General features: G+C 56.3%; 14 protein-coding genes. All 14 read left to right on the forward strand.

The features are described from left to right. The first annotated feature begins 138 nt into the window (after nt 1-138). The 14 genes from lepA to NSND_RS02880 all read left to right on the forward strand — a co-directional run bounded on the left by lepA (nt 139) and on the right by NSND_RS02880 (nt 18,127). The gene (gene lepA, locus NSND_RS02810; protein WP_080877514.1) at nt 139-1,950 is read left to right on the forward strand and encodes a translation elongation factor 4; all 1,812 of its coding nucleotides are present in this window, start codon (nt 139-141) and stop codon (nt 1,948-1,950) included. Beyond that, nucleotides 1,947-2,726, forward strand: a complete 780-nt coding sequence (gene lepB / locus NSND_RS02815; RefSeq protein WP_080877844.1) for a signal peptidase I — start codon at nt 1,947-1,949, stop codon at nt 2,724-2,726. The genes lepA and lepB overlap by 4 nt, the downstream gene beginning before the upstream one ends. Further along, on the forward strand, nt 2,687-3,760 hold the full coding sequence (rfaE1, locus tag NSND_RS02820; RefSeq protein WP_200810464.1) for a D-glycero-beta-D-manno-heptose-7-phosphate kinase: 1,074 nt from the start codon (nt 2,687-2,689) through the stop codon (nt 3,758-3,760). Before lepB ends, rfaE1 begins: the two co-directional genes overlap by 40 nt. Then, nucleotides 3,741-4,532, forward strand: coding sequence for a 3-deoxy-manno-octulosonate cytidylyltransferase (gene kdsB, locus NSND_RS02825; RefSeq protein ID WP_080877515.1), 792 nt, complete (start codon nt 3,741-3,743; stop codon nt 4,530-4,532). Before rfaE1 ends, kdsB begins: the two co-directional genes overlap by 20 nt. 17 nt (nt 4,533-4,549) lie before the next feature. Continuing rightward, entirely contained in the window at nt 4,550-6,151 is a 1,602-nt protein-coding gene (locus NSND_RS02830) for a CTP synthase (RefSeq protein WP_143833363.1), read from the forward strand. Nucleotides 6,152-6,456: 305 nt separating this feature from the next. Beyond that, a complete protein-coding gene (gene kdsA, locus NSND_RS02835) occupies nt 6,457-7,278 on the forward strand; it encodes a 3-deoxy-8-phosphooctulonate synthase (RefSeq protein ID WP_080877517.1) in 822 nt (273 codons plus the stop codon). Next, complete coding sequence (locus NSND_RS02840; protein WP_143833364.1) at nt 7,257-8,294, forward strand: KpsF/GutQ family sugar-phosphate isomerase; 1,038 nt, start codon at nt 7,257-7,259, stop codon at nt 8,292-8,294. Before kdsA ends, NSND_RS02840 begins: the two co-directional genes overlap by 22 nt. Nucleotides 8,295-8,339: 45 nt before the next feature. Next, nucleotides 8,340-8,954, forward strand: coding sequence for a CDP-diacylglycerol--glycerol-3-phosphate 3-phosphatidyltransferase (pgsA, locus tag NSND_RS02845; protein ID WP_013249088.1), 615 nt, complete (start codon nt 8,340-8,342; stop codon nt 8,952-8,954). A gap of 48 nt (nt 8,955-9,002) precedes the next feature. Next, nucleotides 9,003-9,617: a glycerol-3-phosphate 1-O-acyltransferase PlsY gene (gene plsY / locus NSND_RS02850; RefSeq protein WP_080877518.1), complete on the forward strand. Its 615-nt coding sequence runs from the start codon at nt 9,003-9,005 to the stop codon at nt 9,615-9,617. A 352-nt stretch (nt 9,618-9,969) separates the two neighbouring features. Beyond that, nucleotides 9,970-10,575, forward strand: a complete 606-nt coding sequence (plsY, locus tag NSND_RS02855) for a glycerol-3-phosphate 1-O-acyltransferase PlsY (RefSeq protein ID WP_235000167.1) — start codon at nt 9,970-9,972, stop codon at nt 10,573-10,575. Between the two features lie 127 nt (nt 10,576-10,702). Continuing rightward, entirely contained in the window at nt 10,703-12,235 is a 1,533-nt protein-coding gene (locus NSND_RS02860) for a DDE-type integrase/transposase/recombinase (protein WP_080877520.1), read from the forward strand. Nucleotides 12,236-13,599: 1,364 nt separating this feature from the next. Beyond that, nucleotides 13,600-14,754: a hypothetical protein gene (locus NSND_RS02870; protein ID WP_080877522.1), complete on the forward strand. Its 1,155-nt coding sequence runs from the start codon at nt 13,600-13,602 to the stop codon at nt 14,752-14,754. Continuing rightward, a complete protein-coding gene (locus NSND_RS02875; protein WP_200810466.1) occupies nt 14,751-17,027 on the forward strand; it encodes a ThiF family adenylyltransferase in 2,277 nt (758 codons plus the stop codon). The genes NSND_RS02870 and NSND_RS02875 overlap by 4 nt, the downstream gene beginning before the upstream one ends. Continuing rightward, nucleotides 17,024-18,127: a patatin-like phospholipase family protein gene (locus NSND_RS02880; protein ID WP_080877524.1), complete on the forward strand. Its 1,104-nt coding sequence runs from the start codon at nt 17,024-17,026 to the stop codon at nt 18,125-18,127. The genes NSND_RS02875 and NSND_RS02880 overlap by 4 nt, the downstream gene beginning before the upstream one ends. The last annotated feature ends 143 nt before the right edge of the window (nt 18,128-18,270 follow it).

The raw sequence follows: 18,270 nt of genomic DNA on the forward strand, positions 1-18,270 counted from the left end.
ACAGGAGAATACAGAACAACTCGTGCGGCACGATCGCATCGACGACGCAAAATCCCGCGCCGCGCGCGGATTATAACGGCGGGCGATTTCTTTGACAACCTTGGGAGCGGTCACTATAATGAACCGATTTTGGGGAACATGAGCCAGGATTTGCAAAGTCTCATCCGAAATTTCTCGATCATCGCCCATATCGATCACGGTAAATCGACCCTCGCTGACCGGCTCCTCGACGCAACCGGCGCAGTCACTGCGCGAGAAGCGAAGGAGCAGATCCTCGATGCGATGGACCTGGAGCGTGAGCGCGGCATCACGATCAAAGCGCACGCTGTGGCCATCCGCTACAAGGCTCAGGACGGGAAGACGTATTTACTGCATTTGATCGATACGCCCGGTCACGTCGATTTCACGTACGAAGTGTCGCGCAGCCTCGCGGCCTGTGAAGGCTCGCTGCTGCTCGTCGACGCGACGCAGGGGGTGCAGGCGCAGACCATCGCCAACGTCAACCTGGCCATGGGCAACCACCACACGATTATTCCGGTCATCAATAAGATCGATCTCGCCAGCGCCGACGTCGAGGGCACAAAACAGCAAATTTCCGATGTGCTCACCCTGGACGCCAGCGATGCCATGCTGGTCAGCGCCAAAGAAGGACGCGGTGTTCCGGAAGTGCTGGAGGCGATCGTCAAACGCATCCCACCACCGTCCGGCGATCCGACTCGGCCACTCAAGGCGCTGATTTTCGATTCCTGGTTCGACAATTACCAGGGCGTGATCGTCCTCACCCGCATCATCGACGGCTCCGTGCGACCCGGGATGAAAATCAAGGTCATGTCCAACGACCGGCTGTTCGAAGTCACCGAGGTCGGGCAGTTTACGCCGAAACGGACCAAGGGCACCCAGCTCATGACCGGGGAGGTCGGTTACCTCTGCGCCAACATGAAGGAAGTGGCCGACGTCAAGATCGGTGACACGTTGACCGAGGCGGCACACCCGACCGAGCAGCCGTTTCCCGGCTATAAAGAAGTCAAACCGCTGGTGTTTTGCGGACTCTATTCCACCGACACCGCTCGTTATGAAGATCTGCGGGATGCGCTCTTGAAGTTGCGCTTGAACGACTCGTCGTTCATCTATGAGCCGGAAACCTCGCTCGCCCTCGGGTTCGGCTTCCGTTGCGGCTTCCTCGGCCTGCTCCATATGGAGATTATTCAGGAGCGGTTGGAACGCGAATACGGATTGACGCTCATCACCACCGCGCCGACCGTCATCTACCGGATCCTGACGACCAAAGGCGATGTGCTCGAACTCAATAACCCGGCGGAACTTCCTGAACCCAGTTCGATCGCCTCGTTCGAAGAACCGTTCATCCTGGCGACGCTGATCGCACCGGAGCGGTATCTCGGCACCTTGCTGCAATTGTGTCAGGAGCGGCGCGGTATCCAGCGAAGCATTCACTACCTGGATCCCACCCGCGTCGTGATCAGCTACGAGCTGCCGCTCAACGAAGTCATCCTCGATTTCTACGACAAGTTGAAATCGAAGACGCAGGGCTATGCGTCGCTCGACTATGAACTCCTCGGGTATCGGGAATCCGAACTGGTGCGCCTCGATATTCTGCTCAATGGTGAGCCCGTCGATGCATTGTCCTTCATCACGCATAAAGAGCGGGCGTATCAGCGCGGGCGGCAGGTCGCGGAAAAAATGAAAGAACTGATTCCCAAGCAGATGTTCGAAATCGCCATCCAGGCGGCGATCGGCAACAAGATCATCGCGCGGGAAACGATCGGCGCCATTAAAAAGAATGTCACCGCAAAGTGTTACGGCGGCGACATCTCGCGCAAGCGAAAACTCTGGGACAAGCAGAAAGAAGGCAAAAAACGCATGAAAGCGGTCGGACGGGTGGAAGTGCCCCAAGAAGCGTTCCTGGCCATCTTGAAGGTGGGCGAGGAATGAGTCTCGACCCCAATCCACGCCCCGACGACAGCTCCTCAACGACGGGACCGGTAACGCCCCCCGCACCCTCGGAACAAGCGACCCATGCCCCCACGGTCGTCGCCGTCGGTCAGCCGGCCCACAAGTCGATCCTGCGAGAATACGCGGAAGCGATCATCATCGCGATGTTGCTGGCCTTTGCCATTCGCGTCTTCGTAGTGCAGGCCTTCAAGATTCCCTCCGGCTCGATGATTCCTACGCTGCTGGTGGGTGATCATATTCTCGTCAGCAAACTGTCTTATGGCCTGCAATGGCCGACCGACTGCAAGATTCAGCCGGGGTTTCCGCCGGTCACCTGCTACTCCTCACGGACGCTCATTCCCTTCGGATCGATCCAGCGCGGCGATATCATCGTATTCCGGTTTCCCGAAGACGAAGATAAGGACTTTATCAAACGCGTCATCGGTCTTCCCGGCGATACCATTCAGGTGCGGAATAAAGTCGTGCACATCAACGGGATGCCGTTCGACGACCATGCCTTCACGCAACACACTGATCCCCCCGTGCACGACGGGCGCATCAGTCCGCGCGACAATTTCGGCCCTGTGACAGTGCCGGAGGACGCGTATTTCGTGATGGGAGACAATCGGGACCATAGTCTCGATAGTCGCTTCTGGGGCTATGTCCGCACGGAAAAAGTGCGCGGCAAAGCATTTCGCATTTACTGGTCGTGGAGCGGCCAAGGATCATGGACGGAATGGGTACGATGGGAAAGGTTAGGAAAAGCCATCCAGTAGGGCGAACCGGACAGACCGGGACGTCGAGCGGGCAACCGGGCGAGGACACGACGCTTGATCACGTCGCACTCAGCGCTTACGTCCAACGTTTCTCCCAAGCCAAAGTGCTGGTGATCGGGGACTTGATCCTCGACCACTACGTCTGGGGACGGGTGAGCCGGATTTCTCCGGAAGCGCCCGTGCCGGTCGTCCACGTTGAATCGGAATCCCTCAAGCTGGGCGGCGCAGCCAACGTCTTCAACAACATTCTCGCACTCGGCGGGCAGGCGGATATCTGCGGCGTGATCGGTGCCGACGAAAGCGGGCGGTTGCTCTTAAAAGAACTGGGCGGGCGCCGGCAGGGCCGCGGCGGCGTGGTCATCGACCAGAGCCGGCCGACGACCAGAAAATCCCGGGTGGTCGCCCACAATCAGCAAATCGTTCGCTATGACGTCGAACGCCGCACGGAACTCTCGGCCCTGCTGCAACGGCGCATTCTCCGGTATGTGGAATCGCGCTTGAAAGAACTCTCCTGCCTGGTCGTCTCGGACTATGCGAAGGGGGTCGTCACCGCGTCGCTCATGACAGAGTTGACTCGACTGGCGGGGCAGCGCAAAATTCCCATCGTGGTCGATCCCAAGGTGGAACATTTCAGCTATTACAAAGGTGTCACCGTCATCACCCCCAATCATCTCGAAGCCACCCAGGCTGCCGGCGTGCAAGGGGAGGACGACAAGGCGATTACAAAAGCCGGTACGATTCTTCGGCAGCGATTGGGATGCCAAACCGTTTTGGTGACGCGGGGTGAACGCGGGATGAGTGTGTACCAGGCTCATGGCGACCATTGGCATATCCCCACGCGCGCCCGACAGGTCTATGATGTCACCGGTGCCGGTGATACCGTCGTCGGAACACTCGCGCTGGCGCTCTCGACGGGCGCAAGCATGCGTGACGCAGCGGTGCTTGCCAACCAAGCCGCCGGGGTCGTCGTCGGCATGATCGGTACCGCTACGGTTACGGCCGCGCAACTCACGGATGCCCTGGGACAGAACTGAAGTGAAACGTTCGGTGACGGTGGTGATTCCAGCCCGGTACGGTTCTTCACGATTCCCGGGCAAACCGCTGGTCGAGTTGCTGGGCAAACCGATGATCCAACATGTCTACGAGCAGGCACAGGCTTGTCGCACGGTCGATGACGTTCTGGTCGCCACGGATGACGAGCGCATCAAAACGGCTGTGCAGCGCTTCGGCGGACAGGTCGTGATGATGACGGAGCCCTATCGCACCGGCACCGACCGCGTCGCCGCCGTCGCCGACAGCCGCACCGGCGACTGTTTCGTCGACCTGCAGGGAGACGAGATCCTGCTCCATCCCGATCTCATCACCGACCTGGTCGAGCCGTTTCTGGCCAGCGAGGCCACGATGGGCACCTTGAAACGACAGATCGATTCCGATCAGGATCTCCACAACCCGGGCGTGGTCAAAGTCACTACCGATCGCGAGGGTTATGCCTTGTATTTTTCCCGCGCGCCGATTCCGTTGGTGCGGGACGATCCTAAGCGGGCTGCGGTGCCGGGACTGCATTTCATTCACCTGGGCGTGTACATCTATACCCGGGAAACATTGCAACGTCTGACGGCCTTGCCGACAGGGACTTTGGAAGAGGCCGAAAAACTCGAACAACTGCGCGCCTTGGAAAACGGAATGCGTATCCGCGTGTGGGAAACCACCCACGGTTCCTTGCGCATCGATAGCCCCGAGGACGTGCCCGGCGCACTGAAACAACTTCACAGCCGTGCAACCGGACTCGGCATCACTCACTCATGACGAGAGAAGGTGCCACGATGAGCAAACTGATTTTTGTGACCGGCGGTGTCGTATCGTCGCTCGGAAAGGGGCTGGCTTCTGCATCCATCGGCAATCTGCTGGAAAGCCGCGGGCTGAAGATCACGTTCCTCAAGCTCGATCCCTACATCAACGTCGATCCGGGCACCATGAATCCGTACCAGCACGGAGAGGTCTACGTCACGGAGGACGGGGCGGAAACCGACCTCGATCTGGGCCACTATGAGCGGTATACCTCCCTGACTCTGACACGCGAGAACAACTACACCACCGGCCGTATTTACCACGCCGTCATCACCAAGGAACGGCGCGGCGATTACCTGGGCGGAACGGTGCAAGTCGTGCCCCATGTCACGGACGAGATCAAGCAATGCATCATGCGCATTTCGCAAGGCATGGACGTCACGATCGTCGAGATCGGCGGGACCGTCGGCGACATCGAGAGCCTGCCGTTCCTGGAAGCCATCCGGCAAATTCCCTACGACGTCGGACGGGACAACGTCCTCTACGTGCACCTTACGCTGGTGCCCTACATCGGAGCCGCCGGCGAATTGAAAACCAAGCCGACGCAGCATTCCGTGAACAAGCTGCGTGAAATCGGTATTCAACCGAACATCCTCCTGTGCCGCACCGACCGCTATCTTCCGGCGGAGCTCAAGGCGAAAATCGCCATGTTCTGCAACGTGGAAAAAGATGCGGTCATCACGGCTAAGGATGTCGAGACCATTTACGAAGTGCCCATCGTGTTTCGCAAAGAGGGCCTGGATGAACTGATCGTCCGACTGCTCAAGCTGGAAACCGGCCCGCCGAATCTCCGCGAGTGGGATGCGATGGTGCAGAAGATCAAGCATCCCAAACACGAGGTGTCGATCGCGTTGGTCGGAAAATATGCCGGCTTGAAGGAATGCTATAAGAGCCTGGCGGAAGCGCTGGTGCACGGCGGCATCGATCATGAAACCCGCGTCAACGTGAACTGGATCGAATCCGAAGAGGTGGAGCGTCAGGGGACCGAGCGTATTCTCCGTGAAGCCGACGGGATTCTCATTCCAGGCGGTTTCGGCGCACGGGGGATCGAAGGCAAGATCGTCACGATCCAATATGCGCGAGAACATCAGATTCCGTTCCTCGGCCTCTGCCTGGGCATGCAATGCGCCACGATCGAATTTGCGCGCAACGTCGCGGGTCTTGTCGGTGCCAACAGTGCGGAATTCGATGAAAAGACCCCGCATCCGGTGATTCACCTGATGTCCGACCAACAGTCGGTCAACGACAAGGGCGGCACCATGCGGCTCGGCGCCTATGCCTGCAAGCTGGGCGAGGGGACGCTGGCGCAGAAGATGTACGGGGTCAGCGAGGTACGCGAACGGCATCGCCATCGATATGAATTCAATAATGCCTATCGCGAGCAATTGACGGCCAAGGGACTCATTTTGAGCGGCCTGTCTCCGGACGGTCGCCTGGTTGAAATCGTCGAGTTGCAGAACCACCCCTGGTTCCTGGCTACGCAGTTTCATCCGGAATATAAGTCACGGCCGCATCACCCGCATCCGTTATTCAGCGGGTTTGTGGGGGCGGCGCTGCGGCGCAAGTGCGGCCACTAACTGGGATGCTGAAACTGCCTTTCGGCGGCGTTCTCGACTCGGCACAATCCTCGACGTAGCTCCGCTACGCCTCCGGTTCTGCCTCGTCTGCGGCCTTGCTGAAAGATCAGTTTGAGCATCCCGTGATTGGCGGACATTCAGCAGACTGGGGCAACGCTTGATTCACGACCCTACGGTGAGAACAGCCCAGGTGGCGGGCTGGTATCAAAATAACTTGCAGGATGCGTAAAATGGCCGTCCAGCAAGGCCGCTAAGCGATGCGAGAGCGCAGCTGGCGGGATTGTTCCGCATCCTGCTAGGAGACTATGGCATACGAAATAGATCTCGGACAATTTAAGATCGGGGCGGGGAATCGGCCGTTTCTCATCGCCGGTCCCTGCGTGATTGAGAACGAACAGCTCGTCATAGACACGGCAGGGCGTATTGCCGACATCGCCAAAGCGATCGGCATGCCCTACGTCTTCAAGTCATCCTTCGACAAGGCCAATCGCACCTCCATCACCTCCTTTCGTGGACCGGGCTTGGAGAAAGGCTTGGCCGTGCTCGCCAGGGTTAAGCAACACATCGGCGTGCCGGTGTTGACCGATGTCCATTCGGAAGAGCAGGCCACAGAGGCCGGTCGCGTCGTGGATATCCTACAGATTCCGGCCTTTCTCTGTCGCCAGACCGACCTCTTGATCGCCGCTGCCAAGACCGGCAAGGTCGTCAATATCAAGAAGGGACAGTTTCTGTCCCCGCCGGAAATGGGCAACGCGGTGAAGAAAGTGGAAGACAGCGGGAACCGACGCATCGTGTTGACCGAACGTGGCTCCTCCTTCGGCTACAATAATCTGGTCGTGGACATGCGCTCCTTTCCCATCATGCGCCGGTTCGGCTATCCGGTGGTCTTCGACGCGACCCACAGCGTGCAACTCCCCGGCGGAGGCGGCACGAAATCCAGCGGTCAGCGCGAATTCGTGGAACCATTGGCCTGTGCGGCGGCAGGCGCCGGCTGCGACGGGTTCTTCATGGAAGTGCACCCCGACCCGGATTCCGCGTTGTCTGACGGACCGAACATGGTCCCGCTGCATACGCTCCAATCACTTCTCGAACGGGTACTACGTATATGGGACGCAGCCGCAAAATAACCGGGTCCGCCACATCACCCACACCCAAGCGCGCCGCTCGACGCCCTCAACAGGATGCCAGCGTGCAGGAGGGGAGACGTGTCTTGGAGATCGAAGCGCGAGCCGTTCAGGAATTGATGGCTCGCCTCGACGACCGATTCGCCTCGGCCGTCAACTTTCTCTATGAATGCCAGGGCAAGGTGGTCATTTCCGGGATGGGCAAGTCCGGACTGATCGGCCAGAAAATCGCGGCGACATTGGCCAGCACCGGCACCCCCTCCTTCTTCCTGCATCCGGCGGAAGGCGTCCATGGCGACCTCGGCATGCTGGCTCGACGGGATGTGTTGATCGCCATCTCCAATAGCGGCGAGACACAGGAAGTCCTCCAATTGCTACCCTTCGTGAAACGCATGAACATTCCGGTCGTGGGAATGACGGGGAAAATGGCCTCGACGCTGGCGAAAAACAGCGATGTCACGTTGGATGTATCGGTCGATGAGGAAGCCTGCCCACTGGGATTGGCCCCGACGGCCAGCACCACCGCGACCCTGGCCATGGGTGATGCCCTGGCAGTCGCGCTGCTTCAAAAGCGCGGTTTCAAACAGGACGATTTCGCGCAGTTTCACCCCGGCGGCACCTTAGGGCGACGGCTACTGGTGAAAGTGCGGGACCTCATGCAGCATGGCGATCACCTGCCGCGTGTGCGCGACACTGTGTCCGGCGCGGATACGATCCTGGAGATGACGTCGAAGAAACTCGGGATGACGACGGTGGTCAACGCCAAGGGGGCACTGTACGGAATCGTGACCGACGGAGATTTGCGACGCTTTATTCAAGCAGGCGGGGACTTCAGTAAAGTGACCGCCGGGGATCTCGCCAGCCGCCAACCGAAAACCATCGGACCGGACGAACTGGCCACGACGGCCGTCGCGTTGATGGAACGGTTTTCCATCACGGCGCTGGTGGTCCTGGAGGGGCCGAATCGTTTGGCCGGTGTCATTCACTTGCATGACCTGCTAAAACACGGCATTGTGTAGGGGAGCCATCACGCGCTGCGCGTCGAAGGGTTTGTCGAAGGATTTATGGCAGAAAACTGGAAACAAGCCGGGCTGGTACTGATGCGGTCGGCAGGGCAGGAAAGCAACATCAATCTGCCCAACGTGCTGACGCTCGTCCGGATTCTCTTGATCCCGGTCTTCGTCATGCTGCTCATCGACCCGACGCCGGATCGAGCCTTGGCCGCGGCCATCGTATTCGTCGTCGCGGCCGTGACGGACCTACTGGACGGATACGTCGCGCGCAAGACCGGCCAGATCACCAAACTCGGACGACTGTTAGACCCGATTGCCGACAAACTGCTCGTGTTGTCCGCATTGATCCTGCTGGTACAGGTCGATCGGGTCAGCGCGCTGGTGGCGATTCTGATCATTGCGCGTGAAGTCGCCGTCACCGGCCTCCGGGCCATCGCGGCCTCCGAAGGTTTGATCATGTCCGCCGAGGTCACCGGCAAATACAAAATGGCCCTGCAGGTCATTGCCATCGTCCTCCTGGTGCTCGAAGGGACCGTGGTGGAAGCGATCGGTAATCTGCATCTGGCCGGCATTGTCACCTTGTATCTGTCACTCATCCTGGGCTATGTGTCAGGCGCACAATATGTCTGGAGCTTCTGGCGTCAGGTCGGAGCGAAAGGTCTCTAACCGGACGATTCGGCCGACGCTCGTATCCGGCTATCCGGGCAACGATTGATGGACAGTCCCTGGCTCATCGGGTTCCTCATCCTTTCCAGCTATCTCCTTGGATCGATTCCTTTTGGAGTCGTGGTGTCACGCCTTCTGGGCGCTGTGGACCCACGCAGCGCCGGCAGCAAGAACGTGGGCTTCACCAACGTCCTGCGCGTGAGCGGAAAAAAGGCAGGAATCCTGACGCTGCTGGGCGATATCGGAAAAGGCTGGCTGGCCGGCTGGGTCGGCACGATGTTGTTGCACCAGGAGTCGGCCATTCTCTGGGTCGCGCTGGCCTCGGTCATCGGTCATCTGCACTCGGCGTTTCTGGGATTCAAGGGTGGAAAGGGTGTGGCTACCGCATTAGGCGCTGTCCTGGGAGTCGCTCCGTGGATCGGACTGACCCTGATGGGTTTGTGGGTCGGCGCCGTATTCCTGTGGAAATATTCGTCAGGCGGCGCACTGTTCGCCTTTGCCATGTTTCCAATTGTGGCGTTGCTGTTTCACCGGTCTTGGACTTTCATCGGGTTTGCCTGTGTCGTCAGCCTATTAATCTGGGTAAGGCACAAAGACAATCTGGTCCGGTTGTGGTGTCCGAAGATGCAAAATCCTTACATGTCGAATCTCGCAAGATCTTGATTATCCAAGAATGTATGAAAACTTTGCCCAGACAGTAACAGGTAATTGGGCGAACTAAATCTGTTGACAGAGGCGCGGTCGGAAGTAATTTTATTTACAAAGATGCGGCAGGATAAGGCCATGATTTTTCTATGAAAAAGCGACGAATGAGTTGGACGTTCTCTGCTGTTCCGGTCACGCTCTCTGTCCAAGAGCGTATCGAACCCATCATCCTTAGAGAAAACAGATTTGCCAGAATGTTTCTCTCAATTACGAGGAAACAGGATCGATACCTTCGAGTCTTTAGCCAACAGGCTAGTAAATCCTTAGAATATTTCGAATCGTGTTTGGAGAGAGCTCTTTGATTTGGTTGGTGTTCTTGGCAAGTATTGGAGGGTATCTTTTAGGATCGATTCCTTTCGGCGTCGTCGTATCACGATGGTTGGGCTCACCTGATCCCAGGCTGGCGGGGAGCCGGAATGTGGGATTCACCAATGTCTTGCGGGTCGGTGGGAAAAAGGCCGGGATCCTGACGTTGATCGGTGACATTGGGAAGGGATGGCTCGTCGGATGGATAGGTACTCTACTGTTCCACCAAGAATCCGCTATTCTGCTCGTGGCTCTGGCGTCTATCGTTGGGCATCTCCATTCCGTCTTTCTGAATTTCAAAGGAGGGAAGGGCGTGGCCACGGCGTTAGGAGCTGTACTGGGAGTCGCCCCCTGGGTCGGGCTCACCCTCATGGTTATTTGGATAGGAGTGGTCTTATTGTGGAAATATTCTTCCGGGGGTGCACTTATGGCCTTTGGATTGTTTCCAATTGTGGCGCTGCTGTTTCATCAATCCTGGCTCTTCGTGTTATTCGCCTTTCTAGTGGCTATCCTCATCTGGTCCAAGCACACCGATAATCTTGTCCGTCTCTGGATGGGTACAGAACGGCGCATTGGTGATCGCCCCTCTGATCAAGTCGCTCCTCGTTGAGGAGTAGGTTGTTAAACGTCAACTAGATTTGCGGGTCGCATTGCCGCGGCTGAAATGTTACCGAGAAGGAACCGTTGCCTCATCTACAATGCTACCGGCCGTCGAGGACGACCGGAAAGGAGCATCGATGAAGAGGCAACTGAGTGTAACGAGTCGTCAGGAATTGATGGATTCGCTGCGGGCGCGCTACCGTTCAGGGTCACGAGTGGAAAAATGTCGGATCTTGGACGAATTCGTGGCGGTAACGGGATACCACCGCAAACACTCGATCCGTCTGCTGACACTGGGCAGGGTGGCGCGACCAGCGGTGGCGCGGGCGCGTCCACGTCGCTACGGCAACGCGGTCGCCGAGGCACTGGTGGTGCTGTGGGAGGCCTCCGATCGGGTCTGCGGCAAGCGGCTCAAGGCACTTATCCCGACCCTGCTTGGCGCGCTGGAACGACATGGACATCTGCAGCTCGACCGGGATGTCCGGGTGAAGGTGCTCTCGGCAAGTGCGGCGACGATTGACCGACTCCTCGTCCTGCCCAGAAGCGGGAGTGCTCCCCGTCGGCGCCACCGCTCGGGGCCCACGACGGCCATTCGACGGCGTGTCCCGCTGCGGACCTTCGCCGATTGGGGCGATCCCATTCCCGGGTTCGTCGAAGCGGATCTGGTCGCCCACTCCGGTGAACGCGCCAGTGGCAGCTTCGCGCAGACACTCACACTCACGGACGTGGCGAGTGGCTGGACTGAATGTGTGGCGCTCATCGTACGAGATGGATCGCTTGTCACGGAAGCGCTCACGAAGCTGCGCAGGATCATGCCCTTCCAGCTGCGTGGCGTTGATACGGACAACGGCAGCGAATTTCTGAATGACATCGTCATCGCGTACTGTCACGACCATGCGATCGAGTTCACGCGTTCGCGGCCCTATCGCAAGAACGATCAAGCATGGGTCGAACAAAAGAACGGCTCGGTCGTCCGACGGTTGGTCGGATACCGACGGCTTGAAGGTCTCGCGGCGGTTGGGATCCTGGCTCGGCTCTATGAGGCGGCCAGGCTCTTCGTGAACTTCTTCCAACCCTCGTTCAAACTGGCTTCGAAGACCCGGGTCGGCGCCCGGGTGACGAAACGCTATTACCTGCCGGCTACCCCGAGCGCCAGGCTCTTGGCATCGGAGGCCGTTCCAGAAGAGGTGAAAGACAAACTGCGCGCAGTGGCCTCCTCCTTGGATCCGCTGCGGCTGCTCGATGAGATTCGGACGATGCAGGGCCACCTCGCAGAGATCGCCGCCGGCGAGGTCCCGGCACTGCCTGCGAGCCGAGATCCGGAGCTGGAGACGTTTCTCAAAAGTCTGAGGACGGCCTGGCAGAGGGGCGAAGTGAGGCCAACCCACGCCGTGCAGCCGAAGTCATTGCGGGACTGGCGGACCCGCGTCGATCCCTTCGAGCAGGCCTGGCCCCTAGTTCGCCACTGGCTGGAGGCTGAGCCCGATCGAACAGCCAAGGAGCTCTTCCACCGTCTCCAGGTCGCACAACCCGATACATTCTCAGACGGGCAGCTTCGAACACTCCAGCGGCGGGTCCAGGCGTGGCGGACGGCGGAGGCTCGGCGGCTCATTCTTGCCAATCCCAGCGCGCACGAATGGGCCCGTGATTTCTCCCCCACGCTCGGGTAACATTCTATTGTGAGGCAACACGCCCATCAATCCTAATTGTCGCTGAACAGTAGGTACCATTCCAACCTATAAACCGCTAAGGATACCAGGCAGGCCTACGCTTCGATGCGTGCTGCCCCACCAATGGCTGGATAGTCCGGAAATGGATGTATCCGCAGCGCAGACCTGTTTCATTCCTTCTTCCGGATACGAAATGGGACCTCTGGGGTAGATGAATAGACACATGCCCAGTCTAGTGATTGGCTCTGGCTCTTAGAGCTTTCTGACTTGAGTAAGGAGCTACGCTACAACCTCGCTATTTAGCACATCGCTGGGCGTATCCGCGGCTGTTCCCGCTCGTTGAAATTTCCCTGCCAATGGCGCCTTCAGCCTGGCAGGAATCCCTGGCAACTCACAACTCTCAGTCACACTATTCTTCATTGAAGATCAACTGGGAGGTGAATATGTTGCAGTCTATAACTTCGTTACTTCAAGTAGAACGACCACTGAAATCCTATGCCACCATCGAGCCAGGCATTGTTCAATTGGTAGCAGCCATGAACCGTACCGGTCTCATGCGTACGTACGCGTCGTGTGAGGGTCATTGGTATAGAGCCATGCGCCCATATGTGGCGTTTGAAGCCTCGATCCAGATTGGCAGGGAATTTGCTCGCCTGCTTCGCGAAGACCCAATTGCTCAACCATCACAATTATTGTACGAGTGGTGTCTCGAACCCTGTTTCAATCAGGATTATGACCTCCGATTTAGGCTTTCGTGTTCGCAGTTGGAGTTCCAGTATTACTGGCGGCCGGCACGATTGCGGCATGATATTGAGGCGCTTGCTTCAATGGTCCAGACATTGGGTATTCAAGGTCGGTAAAGGACCATCCACCCATACAACACACCTCCCAAGAATAGAAGTCCAGGGATAACATAGCGAACAAGTAAATACCGTTGATACTTTTGGGTATTCGGGTGTTTTTCCCCACAACCAGGACACTGTTCAGCAGTTTTGCTTAAAAGCCGTTCGCATATTCGACAGGGGAAAAGCGACATACCTTGGTCCTCCATACAACATGCCCGGACTCTCTATCGACAAGCTGAAGAACATCTTGAGCATTCAAGTGACTCGCTGAACAGAGTAGTGACAAAAGCCTTCGATAAAGGCTGGGCATATGACAAAATGTCGTCAAACCACAATATATTGTTGACAAACATATTTCATGCCTATATGTAGACATTCGGCACAGACGTTGAACGAACAATCCGAGTGTACCAGTAACACCGGATGACAGGTTATGTCTCGACCTGCAGAATTTACTTTTGGGGGATTTCTGACTTTGTCAGCACCTCTCATGCATTGAGGTTAACGCGAAAGGACGCCATGAGCGATACCCATCAAGTCATCTGCTACCCCGTTGGCAACGGAGATACAACTCAAATCGTCTTATCAAACGGGCGGCGCATACTGCTGGACTACTGTCACCGGCAGAATGGAGAAGATTCTGAAACGCCAGAGATTGATCTGAACGCGCGACTCAAAGAAGAACTCCAACAGGCCGAACGCGACTATTTCGACATAGTGGGATTCACACATGCGGACCGCGACCATATTCAGGGCAGCACTGAATTCTTTGAACTCCAGCACGCTGAAAAATATCGTGGTCAGGGGCGTATCAAAATTCGCTGTTTATGGGTACCTGCCGCCATCTTGCTTGAGGAGGCCGAAAGGGATGAACAGAGTGAGGAGTTTTGCATTCTACGCCAGGAAGCACGGTATCGGTTGCTGGAGGGAAAGGACATCCTGGTGTTCTCAAAACCGATGGCACTCGCTGAATGGTTAGAACCAAAGCTCAAAGAGCGTGGCGAATCGGCGAACGCACGCGATCATTTGTTCATCGATGCGGGCACGATCGTTCCCGGATTCTCACTGACGAAAGATGGAGTCGAGTTCTTCTGCCATTCACCGTTCATCAAGCATTGCGATGAAGGGGATATCATTCGGAACTCCGCAGCGCTTATTTTCAACATCCGGTTTCACTCAGATCACTCACACTATGACTACCTTCATATTGGTGATGCCGCGTGGGAAGACATTGAAGACATTGTCAATACGACTCGATATCACAAGAACGATGATCGACTCGAATGGAATCTCTACAACATCCCCCATCATTGCAGCTATCTCGCGTTAAGCGATGACAAAGGAACCCAAGAAACGGAACCCAAGCCTCTTGTCAAAGACTTGCTCCTGCAAGGGAGGAACGAAGCGTACATCATCAGCTCCAGTAAACCGATCCTCGACTTGAAGGAGTCTTACCTTGAAATACAGCCACCGCACATACAGGCGCGCAAAACCTATGAGCGACATTTAAAAGAAGTGGGTGGCCGCAAATTTGTGGTAACGATGGAGGAGCCCACCGCCAAGAAACCGGAACCACTTATCTTCGAAGTTACAACTGCCGGGATTACCTGGCAACGTTCTTCATCTATCGGCGCTGCAGCGATCGTAACTTCTAAACCTCTCCGAGCTGGATGATGGGCGACACCTACTACGAACTGACAGAGTTTTCCCCTGTTGCCGACGTCAACGAATTCACCTTTGACCGCACACGGAGCATATTTGCCGCCCTCCAACAGCAGCGCGATTACTCCGTCCAGGGATTACTGAAGCGTGCGGATCGAAAGGTCGAGTGTATCGTAGTCGATGTCGAATCAGACGGAGTACCCCCACGTAACATTCACGGTATCAAGTACAGGGAACGCCTGGCGTTGTGCATTCTGGAAAACGAAAAACAGTTGGTGGAGGTGTATGCACTTCGCAAAGACTTTCCGATCCTGATGCATCAAAATTTAAGTCCACCAGATGCTCCACGAAGCCTATGTCTATATTTTGAACCGCCGGCCTCGGTCACCCGTTCTTGGACACCGCAGAAGTTTTTGCGCCGAATCCAGTCGTGGCTTGAAAAGAGTGCCAAAGGAGAAATTCATCCTGCGGATCAGCCGGTCGAACAACTGTTTTTTGCGAGCAAGTACGAACTCGTCTTGCCATGGAATTTCGATGAGCTCAAAGAGGGCAAGGACAATCACACGGTGATTGTAGCGGGGCCAGAACGCCCCGGAGAAGGACTGACCTGCTTTCTCAAACCTCTTCAGGTACATACCAAGCCACCAAAAGGGACCGTCAAGCATATCGAATTCACACTACCCCCGATCGTGCATGGCCACATTGAGTACGATCCAACCACACTAGGTGCACTTGCGGACATTCTGACGCGCCATGGAATCGACATTCTGCCCGACCTGCAGAAAGCGTTGCGAGATGGGGTGGATGAGAAGGGAGTGCCTGAGTCCGCCGATAACTCGTTGACAGCCATCTTACTTCATATCCCGATGGCCAGGACGGAGGCCACCCTTCCCGAAAAGTTCTTCCATCGAGCTTTCATGGTTCCGTGTGGGGTCCGCCATCTTGGTCTCCTTACCGGCGCCATCGTTTTGGTAGAAGTTCCTGAGGGTCGCAGGTCGCTGAAGAAGTATTTTAGTGGCGAAGGCGTGTTAGGGGACCAACGGCCCACTCAATGGCGTGATGAGGCTATTTACCCGATGGAGGTTCTTCGACAAAACGACACGTCATCTGCAAGAAGGCAATCAGGTATCTCGGGCAATGGCCCCGCCGGCGTGTTGGTCGGCGCTGGCTCACTCGGTAGCGCCTTACTCAATATCTGGGGACGCAGTGGCTGGGGCCGGTGGACCGTCATCGACAATGACCACATTAAACCTCACAACCTATCGAGACATACGGCCTTGGCAATACACATAGGCCAGCCAAAGGCCACGGTTGTCGCAGAGCTGCATGACGCCGTAATGGAAGGTGCCAGTGGAATTACTCCCTTGTATGCAGATGCATGCGATTTATCACAGGAATCGGTTACCAATGCATTGACATCGGCACAGTTGACTATCGACGCGTCGACGACACTGGAATACCCTCGTATCATGAGTGGTACAGAGAAAGTAGGGAGACATATTTCAGTGTTCATAACCCCGAGAGGAACTGATGCGGTTTTGCTTGCTGAAGATGAACAACGACACATTCGATTGCGCACCCTAGAGGCTCAGTACTACCGCGCTTTGATTCACGAATCATGGGGCCAGAACCATCTGGACGACAACCTAGGGTCCTTTTGGAGTGGAGCCAGTTGTCGTGACATGTCAACCGTTCTTCCCTATTCGAAAGTTTTGAGTCATGCCAGCATATTGGCAGAACAGATTCCAATCATGGCAGCCTCTCCGAGAGCGCTAATTCGAGTATGGCAGCGCGATCCTGAGCGCAGTTCACTAGCGGTGCATGATGTTACGCCTGCACAAGAAATACACATGGACATCGGGAAAATGGCGTTGTTCATTGACAGTGGAATAGTCCAGCAACTTTGCACATGGAGAAACGGGAGCCTTCCGAACGAAACTGGGGGGGTGCTATTGGGTTATTATGATTTCAACGTCTCTTCCGTAACTATCGTTACAGCTCTTCCTGCACCGACGGATAGTAAGTCGAGTCCAGGAGGGTTCGAGCGCGGTATTGTCGGTTTGGAAGAAGCCGTCCGCGAAGCTTCAAGACGAACCGCGGGAATCGTTGGCTACATCGGCGAATGGCACAGCCATCCACCAAGACATTCTGCCTCACCGAGTAAGGCAGATTTGATCCAGCTCTGTGACCTCGCCCGAGGAATGGCAGAAGACGGTTTGCCTGCTGTCCAACTGATAGTTGGAGAGAACGATGTTCGGATCCTGCACGGCGCAGTAGATCAATGAGGTCAGGCTCATGTCCAAGCATTGCCCTGGCTCTATCAGGTGGTGGCATTCGAGCGATGGTCTTCCACCTTGGAGTCATGCGACTTCTTGCTGAACGATGTTTGTTAGAGCAGGTCCATCGGATTTCAACTGTCTCAGGTGGCAGCTTGCTGGTAGGCCTTATACTTCAGGAAAATCAAACCCAGTGGCCATCTTCTGAACACTTCCTGACAGCGGTGTACTCCAGCCTCCGCGAGAAGTTGTGCCAAAGAAGTTTTCAGTGGGGAGCATTGAGACAGCTTCTCAATCCGGCAAACTTTCCATTCATCTTGTCTCGTGCAAACCTGTTAGCGTTGGCGATCGAAAAGGAATGGAATATTCGGTTCAAACTGTCTGAATTACCGCGTACACCGGAGTGGTCCATTAACGCTACAACGGCTGAGAACGGCAAACGCTTTCGGTTCAAGCGCAGCGACATCGGAGATTATCAGTTAGGCTACGCTCTCCCTGGAAACTTTCCTCTTGCTCATGCGATGGCGGTCTCCGCAGCCTTTCCTGGCGGCTTCGGACCACTGCAACTGAATGCCAAGCTTTTTGACTGGCAAAAAAAGGAATGGAATGCCCCATCAGGCAGTGAGCGATCCATCGATATTGGCTACAACGCTCTGCACCTATACGATGGCGGCGTCTATGACAACCTCGGGCTGGAGCCGTTCTTCGATGCGGGACGTGGAAAGTCCAAACATCCTGAGAACGTTATAATCGTGTCAGATGCCGGACGGCCTTTACCATCTGGTTTTTCATGTTTCGCACTGAACCCATTCCGGCTTAAGCGCGTCGCTGACATTATGTCAGATCAGTCCCATGCACTGCGTGTTCGAACCTTTTCGAACTACCTCCAAGAAAGCCATGGGCGAGGTGCGTTCATTTATATTGGTACACCGGTAGAGGCTCAGTTGCCGTGCAAGTCGGCTACGTTTGCGGCAAACTTTCCGACCACTTTGCGCCGAATCGATTTGGCCGAGTTCGACATGCTCGCCGACCACGGGTATCGGGTAACGAAGCATGTTGAGCAGGTCTATGGCTTGTGTGGCCCACCAGGCAAGACGCAAACCTTGTAACAGGGTCTCACCTTGAGGAGTTCTCCGTTCCGGTCAGAGTATCAGACTGCTGAGACCGGCTGTCACTCCGCTGGCGGCAATCCTATGACTATGGCAGTAGTGTAGGAACCATCAGCCTGACCGAGGCACTTATACGGGGGACT

This window comes from Nitrospira sp. ND1 (assembly GCF_900170025.1).
Lineage (GTDB): Bacteria > Nitrospirota > Nitrospiria > Nitrospirales > Nitrospiraceae > Nitrospira_A.